The following is an 18,798-nucleotide window of genomic DNA, read 5'->3' as shown; positions in this document are numbered from 1 at the left end:
ATGCCTGCAGCGCCGAAGGTCTTCGGAATCATCCTCGCCGGCGGCGAGGGCAAACGTCTCATGCCGCTCACAGCGGACCGCGCAAAGCCCGCGGTCCCGTTCGGCGGCCAGTACCGTCTGATCGATTTCGCGATCTCCAACCTCATCAACTCCGGTCTCCGCCAGATCGTCGTGCTCACCCAGTACAAGTCGCACAGCCTCGACAGGCACATCTCCCAGACGTGGCGCATGTCGGCGCTGCTGGACTCGTACGTGACGTCGGTGCCGGCTCAGCAGCGGCTCGGCAAGCGCTGGTTCTCGGGATCGGCCGACGCGATCCTGCAGAGCCTCAACCTGATCAACGACGAGAAGCCCGACATCGTCGTGGTCATCGGCGCCGACCACGTCTACCGCATGGACTTCCGCCAGATGCTCTCGGCGCACATCGACTCGGGCGCGCGTGCGACGGTCGCCGGCATCCGCCAGCCCATCTCGCTCGCCAACCAGTTCGGCGTCATCGCGGTGGACGAGAAGGACCCCTCCAAGATCGACGAGTTCCTCGAGAAGCCGCAGAGCCCGCAGGGTCTCGCCGACAGCCCCCACGAGGTGCTCGCCTCGATGGGCAATTACATCTTCGGCGCGGACGCGCTCATCGAGGCGGTCGAGAACGACGGTGAGCTGCCGACGTCCAACCACGACATGGGCGGCGACATCATCCCCTACTTCGTCGGTCGCGGCGAGGCCGGCGTGTACGACATGAAGCGCAACGACGTCCCCGGCTCGACGGATCGCGACCGGTCCTACTGGCGCGACGTCGGAACGATCGAGTCCTTCTTCGACGCCCACATGGATCTCATCTCGACCCTCCCGATCTTCAACCTCTACAACACCGACTGGCCGATCCATTCGCAGACGGTCAACTCGCCGCCCGCGAAGTTCGTGCGCGACGGCGTGGGTCGCATGGGCAATGCGATCGACTCCATCGTGTCGCTCGGCTCCGTGCTGTCCGGCACGCATCTCGAGCGCAGCGTCGTCGGTCCGTGGACCCTCTCCGGGGGCGGTTCCACGATCACGGACTCGGTCCTGTTCGACCACGTGCGCCTCGGCGCCGGGGCCCGCGTCCACCGCGCGATCCTCGACAAGAACGTCGTCCTCGCGCCGGGTGCGACCGTCGGCGTCGACCGCGAGCTCGACCTCGCGCGCGGGTTCACCGTGACGGACACGGGGATCACAGTCGTCGGCAAGGGCGTGCACGTCGACTGACCGCCCGAGATCCCGATCACGGGTCCCCGCGAGGACTCGGTGACGCTCGCCGGCGGGTGCCCGGCTCCCGTCGGGGGATGCCCCGGCGCGCCGCTAGCGTAGAGGAGTGCTCGCGACCCCCCGCTTCCTCGTCGTGCTCGACGCCGACTCCACGCTGATCCGCAACGAGGTCATCGAGCTGCTCGCCGACGAGGCGGGACGCGGCCCCGAGGTCGCCGCCGCGACCGAGGCCGCCATGCGCGGCGAGGTCGACTTCGCGACGAGCCTGCGCTCCCGCGTGCGGGCGCTCGCGGGGGTGCCCGTCGCGGCGTTCGCCCGGGTGCTGTCGCGCATCGAGCCGACTCCCGGAGCGCGCGAGCTGACGGATGCCGTGCATGAGCGCGGCGGAAGGGTCGGCGTCGTGTCGGGCGGGTTCCACCAGATCCTCGACACGATCGCGCCGTCCCTCGGCGTGGACACCTGGAGGGCCAATCGCCTCGTCGTCTCGGACGGCGTGCTGACGGGCCTCGTGGACGGCGAGATCGTGGACGCCCAGGGGAAGGCAGCCTCGCTGCGCGAGTGGGCCGCCGCGTCCGGTGTGCCGCTCGCACGCACGATCGCGATCGGCGACGGCGCGAACGACCTCCGCATGATGGAGGTCGCGGGCCTCGGCCTCGCCTTCAACGCCAAGCCGACGGTGCGTGCGCACGCCGATCTCGTGGTCGGTCCCGTGGATCTGCGCGAGGTCATCCCGCTCCTGCCCTGAGCCTCGACGATGTCGGATGCCGCGGCTAGCGTCGAGTCATGGACGTCATCCTGGTTCCCGGACTCTGGCTCGACGCGTCGTCGTGGGACGACATCCTCCCCGCGCTCGAAGCCGCAGGGCATCGCCCGAGACCCCTCACGATGCCCGGAGTCGGAGCGTCGGCATCCGAGTCGGGGTCGATCGGCATCGCCGACTGGGTGGCCGCCGTCGTGGGCGAGCTCGATGCGCTCGCTGCTCCGGCCGTGCTCGTGGGGCACAGCGGCGGGGGCAACGTCGTGTGGGGCGCCGCCGACGCACGGCCCGACAAGGTTGCCCGCGTCGTGTTCGTCGACACCGTGCCGCCCGCTCCCGGTGCCGACATCTCCGAGTTCGACACGACGGGCGGGGTCGTGCCCTTCCCCGGCTGGGAGGTGTTCGACGACGAGGAGGTGTTCGATCTCGATGCCGACGTGCGCGCGCTGTGGGCTCGGCGCGCGCTGCCCGTGCCCGCGAGGGTGCCGACCGACACGCTCGCGCTGCACGACGCGCGGCGGTTCGGCGTTCCCGTCACGATCCTGTCGGGCGGGCTGACAGCCGAGACGCTGCCCGAGGTGCTCGCGCAGTGGAGTGCGTGGGCGACCGAGTTCGGCGCCATCTCCGACACCGAGGTCGTCCACCTCGGCACGGGTCACTGGCCCCAGTTCTCCAAGCCCGCAGAGCTCGCGCAGGCGATCGTCGCGGCGATCCGCTGAGGACTTGCGGTCGCCAGACGTTCGCCCGCGCGGAGCGTCAGTGACCCATGCCGAGGCCGCCGTCGACCGGGATGACGGCGCCCGAGATGTAGGCCGCGTCGTCCGAGGCGATCCAGGCGACGACGCCCGCGACCTCGTCGGGAGTCGCGAATCGGCCCGCGGGAATGCTGCGCCTGTACTCCGCCTGGGTCTCGTCCGGCAGAGCCGCCGTCATGTCGGTCTCGATGAAGCCCGGCGCGACGACGTTCGCCGTGATGCCGCGGCCGCCCAGTTCGCGCGTGAGCGAGCGGGCGAAGCCCACGAGGCCGCTCTTCGACGACGCGTAGTTGATCTGCCCCGCCGACCCGTACAGCCCCACGACGGACGAGATGAGGATGACGCGGCCCCACTTCGCGCGCAGCATCCCCTTCGATGCCCGCTTGACGACGCGGAACGCACCGCCGAGGTTCGTCGAGACGACGCTGTCGAAGTCGTCCTCCGTCATGCGCAGCAGCAGCGTGTCCTTCGTGACACCGGCGTTCGCGACGACGATCCCCACGGGGCCCAGCTTCTGCTCGACCTCCGTGAACGCGGCGTCGACGGCCGCGGCATCCGTCACGTCGGCGCGGACCGTGAGCGTCCCCTCGGGGCCCTCGCCCGAGCGCGCCGTGACGGCGACCCGGTATCCCTGGGCGACGAAGCGCTCGGCGATCGCGCGGCCGATCCCGCGGTTTCCGCCGGTGACGAGGACGACGCGGTCGGTGGTCATGGGCACTCCCGTGGGCTCTGGTACGGCGAACCGCACCAGCCTACCGGCGGGCGTTTGACACGGTGCACCCCCGCTGAGACGCTGAGAGCACAGCATGAAGGAGGACCCGCCCGTGAGTGATGCGAATGTCCCCGAGGGGACGCCCGACGCCCCCGCTCCCGCCCCTCCGGCCTACGGCGGCCAACCGGGCCAGCCCTCCGGCGCTCCCCTCCCGCCCGCCGGCCCGCCGGCGTACGGGACTCCCCCGGTCTACGGGACGCCCCCGACCTACGGCACCGCTCCGTACGGCACCGCTCCGTACAGCTCCACTCCGTACGGCACCGCACCCTACGGCACCGCTCCGTACGGCACCGCGCAGCCGTACGCCTACCCCTACGCGCCCAAGACCAGCTCGCTCGCGATCGTCTCGCTCGTCGCGTCGCTCGCAGCATTCGTGATCCTGCCCGTCATCGGGTCGATCATCGCGGTCGTGACGGGGCACATGGCGCTCAACGAGCTGAAGACCAGTCACGAAGGCGGCCGCGGGCTCGCCCTCGCCGGCACCATCATCGGCTGGGCCTCGATCGGCCTCGCGATCCTCGCCCTGCTCGCGGTGTTCGCGTTCGTCGTTCCGTTCGCCGGCACGGGGGTGATCCGCTACAGCGCCTGACGCGGAACCGGGCCCGTCAGCCCGGCGTAGGCTGGTGGGCATCGTGAAGAGCTCCACCGGACCGCAGTCTGCGACCTCGCTGCCGCGCGCACCGCGCGACGACGCCGGATCGCGCGTCTTCCGGTACTTCGTCATGATGATGATCCGCGTCGTGTGCTTCGTGCTCATGGTCCTCATCACGCCGTACGGCTGGCACACCGTGCTCCTCGGGATCGGCGCGATCTTCCTCCCCTACGTCGCGGTCGTCATCGCGAACGTCGCGCAGGAGGATCACCGGGCCGAGCGCGAGAGCCCCGAGAAGGCGCTCCCTGCGACCCCGGCGCCCCTCGAGGAGCCGCCCGCCGTTCGCGTCATCCGTATCGAGGAGTCGAAGGCCCCGACCCCACCGCCGGACGCGGGGCCATGACGACCGAGCAGGCCGAGTGCTCGCGGGCGGGATGCCGCGCCCAGGCACGCTGGCGGATCGAGTGGCGCAACCCCCGGATCCACTCCGAGGACCGGCGCAAGACGTGGGTGGCGTGCGACGAGCACGTCGCGTATCTCCGGGACTTCCTCGCGGCCCGGGACTTCCCCGTCGCGGTCGCGGCGCTCGAGCTGCCGGCGGGCCGCTCATGAGCCTCCGGTCTGCGCGCCCCGCCGCGAGATGGACCGTCTACGTCGCCGTCGCGATCGTCTTCGCCGTCGCGTGCGCGTTCCTCTCGAACTGGCAGTTCTCGCGCAACGCCGAGCGGTCGCGGCAGCTCGCGCTCGTCGCCGCGAACTACGACGCGGCGCCCGTGCCGCTCGCCGAGCTCCTTCCTGCCGACGGCTCGCTCGCGCCGGAGGACGAGTGGCATCCCGTGACGCTCACGGGCACGTATCTGCCCGACCAGCAGCTGCTGGTGCGCAACCGCGCGCACGGCGGCACAGCCGCGTTCGAGGTGCTCGTCCCCTTCCGCCTCGACGATGGTCGCGTCTTCCTCGTCAACCGGGGCTGGGTGCCCCCCGGCGAGCACCAGGCCGACCCCGACGCCGTGCCCGCTCCGCCGACCGGCGAGGTCACGGTCGTCGCGCGGCTCAAGCCGGGCGAGCCGCTGCCGTCGTCGGGGCGCTCCGCCCCCGACGGGCAGGTGCCGACCATCCACCTCCCGCTCATCGCCGACATCGTCGGAGGTGCCGGCGTCGAGGCCGGCGCGTACGGGCTGATGGTCACGGAGCAGCCCGCCCCCGCATCCGCCCCTCAAGCGCTCGAGGCCCCGTCGGACGACCCCGGTCCGCACCTGTCGTACGCGATCCAGTGGATCCTGTTCGCCGTCATGGGCTTCGTCTTCATCTGGTACGTCATCCGATCCGAGCGCAGAGCCCGGCTCGAAGACGACGAGGATGCCGTGGAGACCGTGGACGGCGCAGTCGGGCCTGCGGCATCCCCCGCCCTCGGCGCCCGCCGCCGCGACCGCGACATGCAGGACGAGGACGCCCTGCTCGACCGGATGCCTCGCTAGCCGCGCACGCCCGGCGCGTCGGTTCCGTCAGGCGAGCGTGACGAGATCGATGTAGTCGCGGCCCCAGATGTCTTCGACACCGTCCGGGAGGATCAGCACGCGCTCGGGGTTGAGCGCCTCGACGGCGCCCTCGTCGTGCGAGACGAGGATCACGGCGCCTTCGTAGTGCGAGAGGGCGCCGAGGATCTCGTCGCGTGACGCCGGGTCGAGGTTGTTCGTGGGCTCGTCGAGCAGCAGGACGTTCGCCGACGACACGACGAGCGTCGCGAGCGACAGACGCGTCTTCTCGCCGCCGGACAGGACGCCGGCGGGCTTGAGCACGTCGTCGCCCGTGAACAGGAACGACCCCAGGACCTTGCGCGCCTCCGTCGCGTTGATGTCGGGCGCTGCCGACATCATGTTCTCGAGCACCGATCGGCTGACGTCGAGGTTCTCGTGCTCCTGCGCGTAGTAGCCGATCTTGAGCCCGTGGCCGGGTTCGACCCGTCCCGTGTCGGGCGCGTCGACACCCGCGAGGATCCGCAGCAGCGTCGTCTTCCCCGCGCCGTTGAGACCGAGCACGACGACCTTGGAGCCGCGATCGATCGCGAGATCGACATCCGTGAAGATCTCGAGCGAGCCGTAGGACTTCGACAGATTGGATGCCGTGATGGGCGTCTTGCCGCACGGAGCGGGCTTGGGGAAGCGGAGCTTGGCGACCCGGTCCTCCTGGCGGACGTCATCGAGCCCCGAGAGCATCTTCTCCGCGCGCGCGACCATCTGGTGCGCGGCCGCGGCCTTCGACGCCTTCGCGCCGAAGCGCGCGGCCTGCAGCTGCAGCGCCGTCGCCTTCTTCTCGACGTTCGCGCGCTCCTTCTTGCGGCGCTCCTCGTCGGCGACCCGCTGGCGCAGATAGTTCTTCCAGTTCATGTTGTAGACGTCGATGACCTGGCGGTTCGCGTCGAGGTAGAACACGCGGTTGACCGTCTCTCCGACGAGCTCGACGTCGTGCGAGATGACGATGAGGCCACCCCGGTATCCCTTCAGGAACTCGCGCAGCCACACGACACTGTCGGCGTCGAGGTGGTTGGTGGGCTCGTCGAGGATCATCGTCTCGGCATCCGAGAAGAGGATGCGGGCGAGCTCGATGCGCCGGCGCTGACCGCCTGAGAGGGTCTTGAGCGGCTGGTCGAGGATGCGGTCGGGCAGCGAGAGGTTGTGGGCGATGGATGCCGCCTCCGCTTCCGCGGCGTACCCGCCGAGCGCCTCGAACCGCTCGGTGAGGTTCGCGTACCTGCGCATCGCGCGGGCCGCGGCATCCGGGTCGTCCGACCCCATCGCCTGTGTGGCCTCGTGCATGCCGAGCGCGATCGTGCCGAGGCCGCGGGCGTCGAGGATGCGCGTGCGCGCGAGCATCTCCGGATCCCCCGAGCGCGGGTCCTGGGGCAGATAGCCGAGCTCGCCCGAGCGGTCGACACGGCCGTTCGCAGGCAGCACGTCGCCCGCGAGCACCTTCGTGAGCGTCGTCTTGCCCGCACCGTTGCGCCCGACCAGGCCGATCTTGTCGCCGTCGGACACGCGGAACGACACATCCGACATCAGGACGCGCGCGCCCACGCGGATCTCGAGGTCGTGCACGGCGAGCACAGCAGACGTCCGTTCGTAGAGGGGTGGAAAGCGGCGGAGGGCCAGCATTCCACTCTACCCGCGACGGATCAGAGGATCTGCACGTCGGCGTAGGCGATCGTGATGCGCTGGACAGACTCGCTCCGTCCGTCCGCGTCGCGCGAGAGCTCGAGGGATCGCACCCAGCAGTCCGTGCAGACCCACGTGCGCACGACTCGGCCCACGGCATCCGTCACCGACACCTCGACCCGCAGCGCGACCTTTCCGTCGGTGACGAGTGACCGCAGCCAGTCGTCCAGGCTGCGGGATGCCGCGACGCCGCGCGTGATCGTGAACTCGCCCGGCTTCGGCCGCCCCGGGATCGCATGCACGACGTACGAGCCGTCGGCCTTCTGCCGCACCGCGTCGATCGCGTCCGCGTCGACGCGAAGGCCCGAGATCTCCCGCACGAGCGGCAGCACGATCCCGTCGATCGAGACCGAGAAGCTCCCCGCGGGAGACACATCATCGGACAGCGCCACCCCGCCACTCTCGTCGCCTCGGATGATGCACACAACCATGCGGCCCGCCATCGGTGGACTCCGTCCAAGAACGACCGCAGAGGAAGCTCTAGGCTGAAATCCGGATGCCGCATCCGCACCGGTGCGGATGCCTCGACTGGCAAGGAGCCCCATGTCCTCGATCGCCGCAGCCCCCGGCCGCCGCCCCGTGCTGGCAGACGCCCTCGGCCGCCCTTCGTCCCGCGCCCGCGCGCTCGCGGTCGACGCGACCCTCGTCGTCGTAGGCGCCGCGGTGGTCGCGGTGCTCGCCCAGGTCACCGTGCCGCTGTGGCCCGTGCCGATCACGGGGCAGACCCTTGCCGTCATCGTCGTGGGAGCCGCGCTCGGCGCGCGGAGGGGCGCGGCCGCGCTGACGACCTACCTGCTCGCGGGTCTCGCGGGCCTGCCGGTCTTCGCCGAGTTCACGGGATCGATCGCGGCGGTCGGCAAGCCGAGCTTCGGGTTCGTGCTCGGGTTCATCCCCGCCGCGTTCCTCGCCGGCTGGTTCGCGGAGCGGGCATGGGACCGCAAGCCCTGGCTCGCCTTCATCGGCTTCGTCGCCGCGAGCATCGTGCCGTTCTTGATCGGCGTGCCGTACATGGCGTTCATCCTGAACTCCGTGATGGGCCTCGGCTACGACGTCGGCCAGGTGCTCGCCGCGGGCGTGACGCCGTTCATCGTCGGCGGCCTCGTGAAGGCCGCGATCGCCGCGGCGCTCATCCCCGCGGCGTGGGCGCTCGTGCGCCGCGTCGACGCGCGCAAGGACGTCTGAGACCCCTCCTCCGCGCGAGAGGCCCGGACCGTACCGGTCCGGGCCTCTCGCCGTCTGGGGATGTCACCCCTGGGCGATCGCCGTCGCGGCGGCGAGCTTCTCCACGATCGTCGGGAGGATCCACGGGAGCGTGAGGGCCGTCGGCGAGACCGCCGCGGCGTTCTCGGGCCCGACCATGGCTGCGACGGCGCCCTTCCTGACGGCGGGGATGAGCTGTCCGCGGGCCGAGCTCAGGAACTCGTCGAGCGCGGCCTGCTCCTCGGCCTGCGTGAAGACGACCTGCGCGTCGATCTTGTCGAGATTCTCGTAGCTCACCGTCGTGTAGAAGGTGCCTTCGCCCGTGTCGAGGTCGGTGACGCTCGGCGGCGTGACGAATCCGAGGTCCTCGAGGATCTCGACGCGGGCGTCGGACGGCAGGTACATGTAGAACGTGTCCACGTCGTCGTCCACGTACGCGATCGTCGTGCCGGCGAACTCGGGGTGGGCCGCCGCGGCATCCGACACGAGCGTGTCGAGGTCGCCGAGAAGGGTCTGCGCCTCCGCCTTCAGGCCGAGCGCCTCGCCGGTGATCGTGATGACGTCTCGCCATGGCGTCGTCCAGGGCGCGTCCGGGTAGGCGACGACCGGGATGCCCGCGTCGGTCACGGCGTCGAACTCGTCCTGCGTGAGACCCGAGTAGGGCGCGAGGAGCACATCGGGGTCGGCCTTGAGCAGCTCTTCGACGGAGATCTCCGGGGCGGACGAGTCGAGGATGGCGGGAGTCTCGCCGCCGAGATCGTCGATCGCCTCCGAGATCCACGGCGGGATGCGGTCGTCGCCGCCCGAGTAGTCGTCGGACGGGATCGCGACGGGGACGATGCCGAGGGCGAGCACGGCATCCGTCGCCCCCCAGCCCCACGTCGCGATGCGCTCGGGGGCGGACTCGATCGTCGTCTCGCCGAGGGCGGAGTCGATCGTGACGGGGAACCCGGTCCGGTCGCCCACACCGGAGCCGCCGGTCGGCGCCTCCGACCCGGTGCCGGCGCAGCCGGCGAGAGCGACGGCCGCTGCCGTCGCGACGACGACCCCGAGGGCCGCCTTCGTGCGCTGTCTCATCATTTCTCGTTCCTTACTGTGGGTGCGTGGTCTTGTTCCGCGTCGCCGTGCACGTGCGCGCCGCCGGGCACGGGGATGACGAGGGGTGTCGCCGTGAGCGGATCCGGGATGACGAGGGCGTCGAGCGAGAAGGCCTCGGCGACGACCTCGGGCGTGAGCACGGCGGCGGGGGCGCCGTGTGCGACGATCCGCCCCTGGGACATCACGATGAGCTCGTCGGCGTAGCGAGCCGCCAGGTTCAGCTCGTGGAGCACGACGACGATCGTCGTGCCGCGCGTGCGGTTGAGCTCGCGCAGCAGGTCGAGCACCTCGAGCTGGTGACTGAGGTCGAGGAACGTCGTCGGCTCGTCGAGCAGGAGGATCTGCGGGTCCTGCGCGAGGGCCATGGCGATCCATACGCGCTGGCGCTGGCCGCCCGACAGGTCGCCCACAGGACGGTCCGCGAGCTCGGATACGCCCGTGCGGGCCATCGCCTCGTCCACGATGGCGGAGTCGGCGGCGCTCCAGCGGCGGAAGACCCCGCGATGCGGATGCCGCCCCCGTGCGACGAGCTCGGCGACCGACAGTCCGTCGGGAGCGGTGGGATGCTGCGGCAGCAGCCCGACCGTCTGGGCGAACCGACGGCGGGAGAGCGTCGAGGCGTCCACGCCGCCGAGCTCCACGAGGCCGCCGAGCGGTGCGCGCAGTCGCGCGAGCACGCCCAGCAGCGTCGACTTCCCGCAGGCGTTCGCCCCGATGATCATGGTGATGCGGCCCGGAGAGACCTCCAGGTCGAGGCCCTCGATCACGCGGCGCCCGGGGTAGCCGGCGTCGAGGCCGCGCGCGGCGAGCCGCGGGGTTCCGACGATCGTCGTCACAGGTTGCGTCCTTTCGACGTGGCCAGCAGCCAGAGGAGGAACACGGCCCCGATCGCGCCCGTCACGACGCCCACGGGCAGGCTGAGCCCGGGAATCGCATACTGCGCGACCAGATCCGCAGCCGGAAGAATCGCGGCTCCGACAACGGCGCTCGTGCCGATGCCGATCGCGCCGTGGCCCAGGAGCGATCGCGCGATCGCCGGTGCGCACAGCGCCACGAACGAGATCGGGCCGACGAACGCGCAGGTCACGGAGGTGAGCAGCACGGCCGACGCGACGGCGATGACGCGTACGAGCGCCGGGCTCACCCCCAGGCTGCTCGCCGTCGCGGCTCCCAGCTGAGAGATCGGCAGCCAGCGCGCCACCGCGACGATCGCCGGGAGGGTCGCGACGAGCACGACCGCGACGACGCCGACCTGCCACCACGGCGTCGACGACAGGCTCCCCGTGAGCCACAGCAGTGCCATCTGCGACTCCCTGACCTGCGCGCGCACCATGAGGAAGTCCACGACGGCGATGCACAGGAACGACACCCCGACACCGGCGAGGATGAGCCGGTACCCGCCGTCGGGCTGCGCGCGTCCGGCCAGGAGCAGGAGGGCGGCGACGGCCATGCCGCCGACGAAGGCCCCGATCGGAAGGAGAGGCCCCGTCGTGCCGATGACCAGGAGAGTGAACACGGCGGCGACACCGCTTCCGCCCGAGATGCCGAGCAGATCCGGACTCGCGAGAGGATTGCGCAGGAGCGACTGGAGCAGCGCGCCCGCGATCCCGAGCGCCGCGCCGACCAGCAGCGCCATCGTCAGTCGGGGAAGCCGGACGCGGAAGACGACGTATTGCTCCAGTCGCTCGCCGCCGCCCCACAGCGTGCGCCACAGCCGCTCGATCGAGAGAGGGTAGTCGCCGATCGACAGGGCGACCACCGCGACGGCGAACGCCACGAGCGCGACCGCCGAGATCACCAGGATGCCGCGGCGGCGGGCACGACGACGCACGTCGCCGACGACGCGGGGTGTCGCCGGGGCGGCGGCGCGCTCCACGATGGTCACAGGACCACCCGCCTGCGACGCAGCACGAGGGCGATGAGCACGGGCGCTCCGACGAACGCGACGACGATGCCCGCCTGCACTTCACCCGGAGGCGCGATGACGCGGCCGACGACATCCGAGAGCACGAGCACGCTCGCTCCTGCGGGGACTCCGATCGCGAGGAGGCGCGCGTAGTCGTCGCCGATGACGGCGCGAAGCGCATGCGGCACGAGCAGCCCGAGGAAGACGATCGGGCCGGCGATCGCCGTCGCGCCGCCGCACAGCAGGATCGTCGCGACGATCCCGACCGTCCGCGTCCGGGCGACATTGTGGCCGAGGCCCGATGCGGTGTCCTCGCCGAGCGCGATGAGGTCGAGCCCGCGGGCCGAGGCGATCGCGAGCACGGCTCCCAGGAGGATCGGGATGCCGACCAGCGCGACGCTGTCGAGGCCCCTCGCCGTGAGCCCGCCGACCGACCAGTAGCGGTACACGTCGAGGGCGACGATCTGCGTCGTGAGGATGAGCATCGTGACGGCGGTGATCCCCGCCGTCACGGCCGCGCCGGTCAGGGCGAGCTTGGCGGGGTTGCCGCCGTCCGGGCCGCGGGATCCGATCGCGGCGACGACGAGCGCGGCGACAGCGGCTCCTGCGAACGCGAACCAGACGAACCCGGAGGGCTTGCTCACGCCGAGCAGCACGATCGCGGCCAGCACGGCCACCGATGCCCCGGCGTTCACTCCCAGCAGTCCGGGATCGGCGAGCGGATTGCGGGTGAGCCCCTGCATGACGGTGCCCGCGAGAGCCAGCGATGCGCCCGCGACGATGCCGATCACGGTGCGGGGAACGCGCTGCGTGAGAACGACGATGTGGTCGGGGTTCGTCGGATCCTGCGCGAACAGCGCCTCCCAGACCACGCCCGGAGCGATCGGTCGCGCGCCGACGCCGAGGCTCAGCGCCACGGCGACGACGAGGAGCGCCACCATCCCCGCGAGCAGGAACCGTGCACGCCGGGCTCGCGCCGTCGTCTTCACTCTGTGCGTTCCGCCTGGCCGAGGCGCCAGTAGCCCATGAACGCCACGCGCCTGCGGTCGACGCCGTGCGCGCTGACGAGCAGCCGCCGCAGCGTCTTGACGGTCGCCGCCTCGCCCGCGATCCACGCGTAGAACTCGCCGTCGGCGTCCTCGGGGCTGTCCCACAGCAGCTCGCGGTCGACGTCGATGTCGGCGAGCTCCTGCGTGCGCGGCGCGGCGGCCCGTGCGAGCACGTCGCTCGAGAGCTCCGTCCACGAGGTCAGCGCCTCGACGAGCCGCGCGCCGTGGGGATGGTCGTCGCGCGTGAGCCAGCGCACACGGACGCCGTCGCGGTGCGCGATCGGCAGGACGTCGGCCGCCGTCGGCACCTCGATGAACGCATCGACGCCGAACGAGCCGTCGAGCGACTCGAGGATCGACGCGATCGCCGGCGCGGCCGTCTCGTCGCCCGCGAGCAGCAGTCGCCGTGCGGTGCCGGGATGCCAGTCGAATCCCAGGAGCGGCTCCCTGCTGCGCGTATCCGGCCCCACCACGATGAGCTCCTGCCCGACGGCCGCGCGCTCGGCCCATGCTCCCGCGGGCCCGGCATCGTGGTGGATGACGAAGTCGACGACGAGCTCGCGCCTGCCCGCATCGGCGCTGCGGACCGTATACGTGCGGAACGGGTTGCGCTCGGCATCCGGGAGTGCCCGCCAGCGTTCGTACCAGTCCCCCGCCCCCTCGTCCTGACCGAAGTCGCCGAAGTCGCCGTCGTGCGGAAGGACGACCTTTATCCGCTGGTCGGGACCGCCGACGCCGAAGTGCGCCAGGTCGTCGGACGCGAACACTGTGCGCACGAAGTGCGGCGACAGCCGTTCCACGCGTGCGACCCGCACTCGATACGGACGGTAGGCAGGCCGGACGACGGTTTCGATCGGGGGCATGACGATAAGGCTAGCCTTACCTTCGGCCTCGCCTCAAACCGGACCGATCACGACGCCCTTTCCGACTCGTGCGCATGCCCGAGCCGGAGGCCGGGAACGAGCGCGAGCACCGCGAGGGCCGCCGCGATCCCGAAGACGGCGGGGAACCCGGCATCCGTCCCGGTGAGAGCCGTGAACACGAGCCCCATCGCCGCGATCGTGACGGCGGAGCCCACCGAGTCGGCGATCGAGAGGGCCGACGAGTTGAAGCCCTGGTTCTGCGGCGTCGAGTACGCGAGCGTCAGCACCGTCAGCCGCGGATACATGAGACCCATGCCGCCGCCTGCGAGCGCCCATCCGGCGATCGCCACCGCGGGATGCAGATGCCAGACGGCCGTGAGCGCCGCGACGAGCGTCGCGGCCGTCAGCTGCGTCGTCCCGATGATCGCGATGCGGGTGTTGCCGATGCGGTCGCCGAAGCGTCCCTGGACATCGGATGCCGCGGCCCACGCGAGCGCAGCGGCTGTCAGCCCGAGTCCCGCCCACGTCGGAGAGAACCCGTACCGGTCGATGAGCAGATACGGCACGTAGATCTCGGCGCCGAAGAGCGATCCCGCGATGAGCGCCCGCATGAGCACGACGCTCGGCAGGCCCCGGGCGGACAGCAGCGTGCGCCGCGGGAGCAGCGGTCGCGCGGCGAACCCGATCACGAGCAGGGACGCCGCGACGAGGACCCCGCGAGCCCCCGCGCCTCCCCGGCGAGGCTGAGTCCGAGGGCGCCGGCCGCGACGGCCACGGCGCATGCCAGGCGGGGAAGCACACGCGCCGACGACGGCTCGTCCGTGTGCATCGGCGTGCCCCACAGGCGCAGCGCGACCATCGTGAAGGCCCCCACGGTCAGGAGGGCGACGCCGAGGAACACCCAGCGCCAATGCAGGTACTCGGTCACAGCGCCCGCGAGGAACGGGCCGATGAGCGAAGGCACGACCCATGCCGCGGAGAACGCCGCGAAGACCCGCCCGTGCAGGACGGGCGGATAGATGCGCGCCACCACGACGTACAGCGCGACCGTCTGGCCGCCCGTGCCGAGTCCCTGGATGAGCCTGCCCACGACCAGGAGCGGCATCGACGGTGCGAGGCCTGCGACGACGAGGCCGATGACGAAGAGCGCGACAGCGCTCGTCAGCGGCCACACGGGCCCCGATCGGTCGCTCCACGCCCCGACGGCGACCATGCCGATGACGCTCGTCGCGAGCGTGCCCGAGAAGGCGACGGCGTACAGCGCCGCCCCGTCGAGGTCGTCGGCGACGACCGGCATGACCGTCGTGACGGCGAGCGACTGCATCGCCGCGAGGAAGATGAGCGCGACGGCGCCGACCGTGACCCAGACGAACCGGGCGTTCCAGATCCCCGCGGCCTCCGCGGCGGCGGGGAGCGTCACGGGACCTGTCGGGGCCGGCTCGTGCGGAGCGCTCACGAGCGCGCGAGCCTCCCGATGCGTTCGACGGCCTGCCTGAGCACGGCGGGGTCGCAGCCGAAGTTGATGCGGACGTGCCCCTTGCCCTCCTCGCCGAAGAGCGGGCCGAAGTGGAGCGCCACCTTGGCGTCGCGAAGGATCGTCCGGGCGGGGTTGTCCCCCCATCCGAAGTCCGACAGGTCCACCCACGCGAGGAAGCCGGCGCCGGGCACGCGGTACCGGGCGCCAGGCAGGTGCTCGGTCAGCAGGTCTGCGAGCAGCCGGCGGTTCTCGTCGAGGCGTGCGAGCAGCCCGTCGAGCCAGGCGTCGCTCTCGGGCGAGAAGGCGGCGACGCCCGCGAGCGCCCCGAACAGGCCCGTCCGCCACTCGACCTCGTCCGGCAGCGCGCGCACGACGCGAGCCGTGCCCTCCGCCGCGGTCACCATGAGTGCGCACTTGAGCCCTGCGAGGTTGTACGCCTTGCTCGCGCTCGTGACGGCGTACCCGATCCGAGCGGCCGTCGAGGATGCCGCGAGGAACGGCGTGAACGCGACGTCCGGCTGCACGAGAGGACCGTGGATCTCGTCGCTCACGACGACCGCGTCGTGAGCGGCGGCGAGGTCGGCGAGCTGGGCGAGCTCCTCCTTCGAGTGCACCGTCCCGGTGGGGTTGTGCGGGTTGCACAGCAGCACGGCGCGCGCACCGCCCGCGAGCGAGGCCTCGATGCCCGGCAGGTCGAGCTTCCATCCCGCGCCCGTGTCGACGAGGGGCACGCGCTCGACGACGGCTCCCGCCTCGGGGATGCACTCGAAGAACGGCGGGTAGACGGGGGGCGTCACGACGACGCGATCGCCCGGCCGGGTGACGGAGCGCAGGATCTCGACGACACCCATCATGACGTCGCACGTCGTCCGCACATGAGCGGGATCGACATCCCACCCGAAGCGACGCTTCGCGAAGGCGGCGTACGCGTCGCGGATGCCGGGGTCGGGCGGTGTGTAGCCCGTGTCGCCGAGCTCGACGGCACGCCGCAGCCGGTCTGTGATGGCGGGCGCGGGCGCGAAGTCGGTCTCCGCGACGAAGAGGGGCAGGACGTCGTCCGGATACTTCCGCCACTTCGTGCTCGAGCGCCGGCGCAGCTCGTCGATCGGAAGTGCTTCGAGGGGGTTGACGCTCACTCCTCAGAGCCTACCGGCGAGTCCCGACGCGTCGACGGGCGCGGGTCATCCGAGGACTTTCCCCGCGAGCGGCATCCGTTCGCCCGCGACGACCGGCGCGGCAGTCAGAACGAGTCCCACGCCCGCGCCGTCTCGAGAAGGCGAGTGATGACGGCGGCCGTCGCCGCGGAGGGAGGCTCGTGCACGGGGATGGCGATGTGGAGCGTGTTGATCGGCGACTCCTCGGGCCTGTGCAGGATCTCGACCGACCCGCTCGCCACGGCCGGATCGGCGAGGTAACGAGGGATCGCGGAGATCCCCGCACCCGCGACGACGGCGGCGAGGATGCCTCGCAGATCGGGCACGACGATCGCGACGGGGTTGGCGGGGCGATGACCGAACTGGCTGCGCCAGTAGCGGCGCACGATCGAGAGCTCTTCGTCGTACACGACGAGCGGAAGGTGCACGAGGGCACCGGCCGGATCGCTGCCAAGACGCCTCGCATCGATCGCGCGCGCGAGCGAGGGTGCACCGACGAGCACGAACTCCTCGTCGACGAGACCCCGATACCGGATCGCGGCATCCGCGGGGCGGATCGACGCGATGACGACGTCGAGGCGACGCTCCTTGAGCGACTCGAGCAGCGGCTGCGCACGACCGAGTGCGAACTCGAGCCGGATGCCCTGCGCGGCGAGCGGCGCGAGCGCGGGGATGACCCGGCTCGCGACGACGTCGCTCGCTCCCCCGATGCGCACGGTGCCCGAGGCATCCGTTGCGGGCTCCGCCGTCCAGGCCGCGCGCAGACGGTCGACGGGATCGCCGATGCGGGCCGCGAGGCGATCGCCAGCAGGGGTCGGAGTGACCCCACGCGACGAACGGACCAACAGGGTCTCGCCGAACTGCTCCTCCAGGCGCGCGAGGCGTTCGCTCACCGAGGGCTGACTCAGTCCCAGACGGGATGCCGCTGCCGTGACGGAGCCGGCTCGGCGCACCTCGAGGAAGGTCGCCAGCAGTTCGAGATCGCGCATGTCACTCCCGACTGTCAGGATGTCTTCTTCTCATCAAGAAATCTATGGCACCGCCTCGTCCATGTGGAATCCTCTCGATGGCGAGTCGGTTCTCCCGGAGGCGGCTCGACCGAGTCGCAGGACGACACGAACGGGAAGAAGAAGAGATGGCACATGTGCTCATGGTCGTGACGGCCGCCGACGAGCTGGTCCTCGCCGACGGCGCATCGCACAAGACGGGATTCTGGGCGGAGGAGCTCGTCGAGCTCCACCGCGGCCTCACGGCGGCGGGACATTCGGTGGACATCGCCACCCCGGGAGCACGCCGTCCGCCGGTTGACCCCGGCAGCCTCGACCTCGAGACGGAGTCGGGCCGCGAGCTGCAGGCCTATCTCGACAGGATCGCCGACGCGCTCGACCGGCCCCTCGCTCTCAGCGAGGTCGCCGACGGCGCCTACGACGCGATCGTGCTTCCCGGCGGCCACGGACCGATGGCCGACCTCGCGCACGATGCCGACCTCGGGCGCCTCCTCGTCGATGCGGCAGACCGCGACGCCGTCGTCGGCGTCCTGTGCCACGGACCTGCCGGCCTGCTCAGCGCGATCCGTCGCAACGGCGATTTCGCCTTCGCCGGCCGTGAGCTGACGGTGTTCACCGACGACGAGGAGCGCCTGGGAGGGCTCGGCGACAGCTCGCCGTATCTCGTCGAGTCTCGGCTGCGCGAGCTCGGTGCGGTCGTCCGTGCGGGTGCGCCCTGGTCGAGCACCGTCGTCGCCGACGGCGCGCTTGTGAGCGGTCAGAACCCGCAGTCGAGCGTCGCCACCGCGCAGCGGCTCGTCGCGCAGCTCGCGAAGGCGCAGATCGGCTGAGCCGGCGCGCCTCGCGCTACTGCGCGGCCGCCGCGGCCACCTCGAGCTTCTGCGTCGCGAGCCACGCGAGGGCGACCTCGGCGACGTCGCGCCAGCCCGAGTCGATGGTCAGCGAGTGCCCCCTGCCCGGGAACTCGTGGTACTCCGTGACCGAGCCGGGGCTGTCTTCGTACATCTTGGCGACTTCGAGGGTCACGGCCTTCGGCACCGTGTGGTCCTCGCCGCCGGAGGTCAGCAGGAGCGGCCCGCGCACCGCCCGATGCGTGTCGACCCTGGCGGGCGAGTTGCGCGAGAAGTTGGCCGTGGCGTCTTCGAAGAGCGGGCGCCCGGGGCCCGGGATCGCCCACGCCTCGAACAGCGCGTCGGACTCCTCCTGGCTGATCGCGTTGCCGAAGCTGTACCGGAACTGCTTCGCCGTGAGCGACACGGTGCGCTTCCTGTTGGCGGGATTGCCGAGCACCGGGAAGCCGGCGCGCAGCTGCGAGAACGGCAGCGTCTTGACTCCCTTGATCGGCGCGGGATCGATCGCGACAGCGGCGATGACGAGGTCGTTGGCGAGCAGCTCCTGCGCGATGAGCCCGCCGAACGAATGCCCGACGACGATGGGCTTCGCATCGAGGGTGTCGATGTAGTCGGCGTAATGGTGGCAGATCTGCTCGATTCCCACATCGTCGAGCGCGTCGGCCGCTGCGCGGGTCTCGGCTGCGGTGTCGGCATCCCCCGGCCATCCCGGGGCGCTCGGAGCGTAGCCGTGCTCCGCGAAGAGCTCGAGCCACGGCGCCCATGCGGACGAGTGGATCCAGAGGCCGTGGATGAACACGACGGGTGTCTTGGACATGGCTTCTCCTTGCGATGGGACGGATCGGCGGGGGCCGGTCCGGACG

22 protein-coding genes are annotated in these 18,798 nt (G+C 71.3%); 9 read left to right on the top strand and 13 right to left on the bottom strand.

The genetic code is table 11. The features are described 5' to 3' along the window. The 3 genes from glgC to FHS08_RS13495 all read left to right on the top strand — a co-directional run bounded on the left by glgC (position 1) and on the right by FHS08_RS13495 (position 2,718). The gene (gene glgC / locus FHS08_RS13505) at positions 1 to 1,242 is read left to right on the top strand and encodes a glucose-1-phosphate adenylyltransferase (protein ID WP_167040249.1); all 1,242 of its coding nucleotides are present in this window, start codon (positions 1 to 3) and stop codon (positions 1,240 to 1,242) included. A gap of 106 nt (positions 1,243 to 1,348) precedes the next feature. After that, entirely contained in the window at positions 1,349 to 1,987 is a 639-nt protein-coding gene (gene serB, locus FHS08_RS13500) for a phosphoserine phosphatase SerB (protein WP_167040246.1), read from the top strand. Positions 1,988 to 2,025: 38 nt separating this feature from the next. Continuing rightward, on the top strand, positions 2,026 to 2,718 hold the full coding sequence (locus tag FHS08_RS13495; protein ID WP_167040244.1) for an alpha/beta fold hydrolase: 693 nt from the start codon (positions 2,026 to 2,028) through the stop codon (positions 2,716 to 2,718). A gap of 37 nt (positions 2,719 to 2,755) precedes the next feature. Here FHS08_RS13495 and fabG read toward each other — a convergent pair whose 3' ends face one another. After that, on the bottom strand, positions 2,756 to 3,466 hold the full coding sequence (gene fabG, locus FHS08_RS13490) for a 3-oxoacyl-ACP reductase FabG (protein ID WP_167040242.1): 711 nt from the start codon (positions 3,464 to 3,466) through the stop codon (positions 2,756 to 2,758). A 112-nt stretch (positions 3,467 to 3,578) separates the two neighbouring features. On the opposite strand from fabG, the gene FHS08_RS13485 reads away from it, so the two are divergent. The 4 genes from FHS08_RS13485 to FHS08_RS13470 are packed head-to-tail and all read left to right on the top strand — an operon-like array spanning position 3,579 to position 5,596. Beyond that, complete coding sequence (locus FHS08_RS13485; protein ID WP_167040240.1) at positions 3,579 to 4,115, top strand: DUF4190 domain-containing protein; 537 nt, start codon at positions 3,579 to 3,581, stop codon at positions 4,113 to 4,115. 43 nt (positions 4,116 to 4,158) lie between these two features. Continuing rightward, positions 4,159 to 4,521 carry a DUF3099 domain-containing protein gene (locus FHS08_RS13480; protein WP_167040238.1) on the top strand — a complete coding sequence of 121 codons (363 nt, stop codon included), beginning with the start codon at positions 4,159 to 4,161 and terminating at the stop codon, positions 4,519 to 4,521. Then, positions 4,518 to 4,730: a hypothetical protein gene (locus tag FHS08_RS13475; RefSeq protein WP_167040236.1), complete on the top strand. Its 213-nt coding sequence runs from the start codon at positions 4,518 to 4,520 to the stop codon at positions 4,728 to 4,730. Before FHS08_RS13480 ends, FHS08_RS13475 begins: the two co-directional genes overlap by 4 nt. Then, a complete protein-coding gene (locus tag FHS08_RS13470; RefSeq protein ID WP_167040234.1) occupies positions 4,727 to 5,596 on the top strand; it encodes an SURF1 family cytochrome oxidase biogenesis protein in 870 nt (289 codons plus the stop codon). The genes FHS08_RS13475 and FHS08_RS13470 overlap by 4 nt, the downstream gene beginning before the upstream one ends. Positions 5,597 to 5,623: 27 nt before the next feature. Here FHS08_RS13470 and FHS08_RS13465 read toward each other — a convergent pair whose 3' ends face one another. Together FHS08_RS13465 and FHS08_RS13460 are read right to left on the bottom strand one after the other, a co-directional pair. After that, positions 5,624 to 7,222 (bottom strand): ATP-binding cassette domain-containing protein, encoded by a 1,599-nt coding sequence (locus FHS08_RS13465; RefSeq protein WP_167041769.1) that lies wholly within the window; start codon positions 7,220 to 7,222, stop codon positions 5,624 to 5,626. A gap of 68 nt (positions 7,223 to 7,290) precedes the next feature. Continuing rightward, a complete protein-coding gene (locus tag FHS08_RS13460) occupies positions 7,291 to 7,722 on the bottom strand; it encodes a phage tail protein (protein ID WP_167040232.1) in 432 nt (143 codons plus the stop codon). 151 nt (positions 7,723 to 7,873) lie between these two features. Between FHS08_RS13460 and FHS08_RS13455 the strand changes: the two genes are divergently transcribed. Further along, positions 7,874 to 8,512, top strand: a complete 639-nt coding sequence (locus FHS08_RS13455) for a biotin transporter BioY (RefSeq protein ID WP_167040230.1) — start codon at positions 7,874 to 7,876, stop codon at positions 8,510 to 8,512. Positions 8,513 to 8,575: 63 nt separating this feature from the next. On the opposite strand, the gene FHS08_RS13450 is transcribed toward FHS08_RS13455, so the two are convergent. The 9 genes from FHS08_RS13450 to FHS08_RS13415 all read right to left on the bottom strand — a co-directional run bounded on the left by FHS08_RS13450 (position 8,576) and on the right by FHS08_RS13415 (position 17,066). Continuing rightward, positions 8,576 to 9,610, bottom strand: coding sequence for an ABC transporter substrate-binding protein (locus FHS08_RS13450; protein WP_243847520.1), 1,035 nt, complete (start codon positions 9,608 to 9,610; stop codon positions 8,576 to 8,578). Then, complete coding sequence (locus FHS08_RS13445) at positions 9,607 to 10,455, bottom strand: ABC transporter ATP-binding protein (RefSeq protein WP_341800456.1); 849 nt, start codon at positions 10,453 to 10,455, stop codon at positions 9,607 to 9,609. Before FHS08_RS13445 ends, FHS08_RS13450 begins: the two co-directional genes overlap by 4 nt. A gap of 5 nt (positions 10,456 to 10,460) precedes the next feature. Next, positions 10,461 to 11,513, bottom strand: a complete 1,053-nt coding sequence (locus tag FHS08_RS13440; RefSeq protein ID WP_341800420.1) for a FecCD family ABC transporter permease — start codon at positions 11,511 to 11,513, stop codon at positions 10,461 to 10,463. Further along, entirely contained in the window at positions 11,510 to 12,475 is a 966-nt protein-coding gene (locus FHS08_RS13435) for a FecCD family ABC transporter permease (RefSeq protein ID WP_167041761.1), read from the bottom strand. Before FHS08_RS13435 ends, FHS08_RS13440 begins: the two co-directional genes overlap by 4 nt. A 44-nt stretch (positions 12,476 to 12,519) precedes the next feature. Further along, complete coding sequence (locus tag FHS08_RS13430) at positions 12,520 to 13,446, bottom strand: siderophore-interacting protein (protein WP_167040226.1); 927 nt, start codon at positions 13,444 to 13,446, stop codon at positions 12,520 to 12,522. A 47-nt stretch (positions 13,447 to 13,493) separates the two neighbouring features. Continuing rightward, positions 13,494 to 14,135, bottom strand: coding sequence for an MFS transporter (locus tag FHS08_RS17330; RefSeq protein WP_341800418.1), 642 nt, complete (start codon positions 14,133 to 14,135; stop codon positions 13,494 to 13,496). After that, positions 14,132 to 14,902: an MFS transporter gene (locus FHS08_RS17325; RefSeq protein ID WP_341800417.1), complete on the bottom strand. Its 771-nt coding sequence runs from the start codon at positions 14,900 to 14,902 to the stop codon at positions 14,132 to 14,134. The genes FHS08_RS17330 and FHS08_RS17325 overlap by 4 nt, the downstream gene beginning before the upstream one ends. Then, entirely contained in the window at positions 14,899 to 16,059 is a 1,161-nt protein-coding gene (locus FHS08_RS13420; protein WP_167040224.1) for an aminotransferase class I/II-fold pyridoxal phosphate-dependent enzyme, read from the bottom strand. Before FHS08_RS13420 ends, FHS08_RS17325 begins: the two co-directional genes overlap by 4 nt. 104 nt (positions 16,060 to 16,163) lie before the next feature. After that, positions 16,164 to 17,066 (bottom strand): LysR family transcriptional regulator, encoded by a 903-nt coding sequence (locus tag FHS08_RS13415; RefSeq protein WP_167040222.1) that lies wholly within the window; start codon positions 17,064 to 17,066, stop codon positions 16,164 to 16,166. A 146-nt stretch (positions 17,067 to 17,212) separates the two neighbouring features. Between FHS08_RS13415 and FHS08_RS13410 the strand changes: the two genes are divergently transcribed. Next, positions 17,213 to 17,914 carry a type 1 glutamine amidotransferase domain-containing protein gene (locus FHS08_RS13410; protein ID WP_167040220.1) on the top strand — a complete coding sequence of 234 codons (702 nt, stop codon included), beginning with the start codon at positions 17,213 to 17,215 and terminating at the stop codon, positions 17,912 to 17,914. 16 nt (positions 17,915 to 17,930) lie between these two features. Here FHS08_RS13410 and FHS08_RS13405 read toward each other — a convergent pair whose 3' ends face one another. Continuing rightward, positions 17,931 to 18,752: an alpha/beta hydrolase gene (locus tag FHS08_RS13405; protein ID WP_167040218.1), complete on the bottom strand. Its 822-nt coding sequence runs from the start codon at positions 18,750 to 18,752 to the stop codon at positions 17,931 to 17,933. Positions 18,753 to 18,798 lie beyond the last annotated feature (46 nt).

It is taken from the genome of Microbacterium ulmi, assembly GCF_011759705.1.
Classification (GTDB): Bacteria; Actinomycetota; Actinomycetes; order Actinomycetales; family Microbacteriaceae; genus Microbacterium; species Microbacterium ulmi.
Note: the sequence above shows the minus strand (reverse complement) of the source record. Positions and strands in the feature narration are given on the sequence as shown.

Bases quoted from the DNA above. Each gene is read 5' to 3' on its own strand.
- glgC (WP_167040249.1), top strand. From the start codon at position 1: ATGCCTGCAGCGCCGAAGGTCTTCGGAATCATCCTCGCCGGCGGCGAG.
- FHS08_RS13495 (WP_167040244.1), top strand. From the start codon at position 2,026: ATGGACGTCATCCTGGTTCCCGGACTCTGGCTCGACGCGTCGTCGTGG.
- fabG (WP_167040242.1), bottom strand. From the start codon at position 3,466: ATGACCACCGACCGCGTCGTCCTCGTCACCGGCGGAAACCGCGGGATC.
- FHS08_RS13475 (WP_167040236.1), top strand. From the start codon at position 4,518: ATGACGACCGAGCAGGCCGAGTGCTCGCGGGCGGGATGCCGCGCCCAG.
- FHS08_RS13470 (WP_167040234.1), top strand. From the start codon at position 4,727: ATGAGCCTCCGGTCTGCGCGCCCCGCCGCGAGATGGACCGTCTACGTC.
- FHS08_RS13455 (WP_167040230.1), top strand. From the start codon at position 7,874: ATGTCCTCGATCGCCGCAGCCCCCGGCCGCCGCCCCGTGCTGGCAGAC.
- FHS08_RS13450 (WP_243847520.1), bottom strand. From the start codon at position 9,610: ATGATGAGACAGCGCACGAAGGCGGCCCTCGGGGTCGTCGTCGCGACG.
- FHS08_RS13435 (WP_167041761.1), bottom strand. From the start codon at position 12,475: ATGGTGGCGCTCCTCGTCGTCGCCGTGGCGCTGAGCCTCGGCGTCGGC.
- FHS08_RS13430 (WP_167040226.1), bottom strand. From the start codon at position 13,446: ATGCCCCCGATCGAAACCGTCGTCCGGCCTGCCTACCGTCCGTATCGA.
- FHS08_RS13415 (WP_167040222.1), bottom strand. From the start codon at position 17,066: ATGCGCGATCTCGAACTGCTGGCGACCTTCCTCGAGGTGCGCCGAGCC.
- FHS08_RS13410 (WP_167040220.1), top strand. From the start codon at position 17,213: ATGGCACATGTGCTCATGGTCGTGACGGCCGCCGACGAGCTGGTCCTC.
- FHS08_RS13405 (WP_167040218.1), bottom strand. From the start codon at position 18,752: ATGTCCAAGACACCCGTCGTGTTCATCCACGGCCTCTGGATCCACTCG.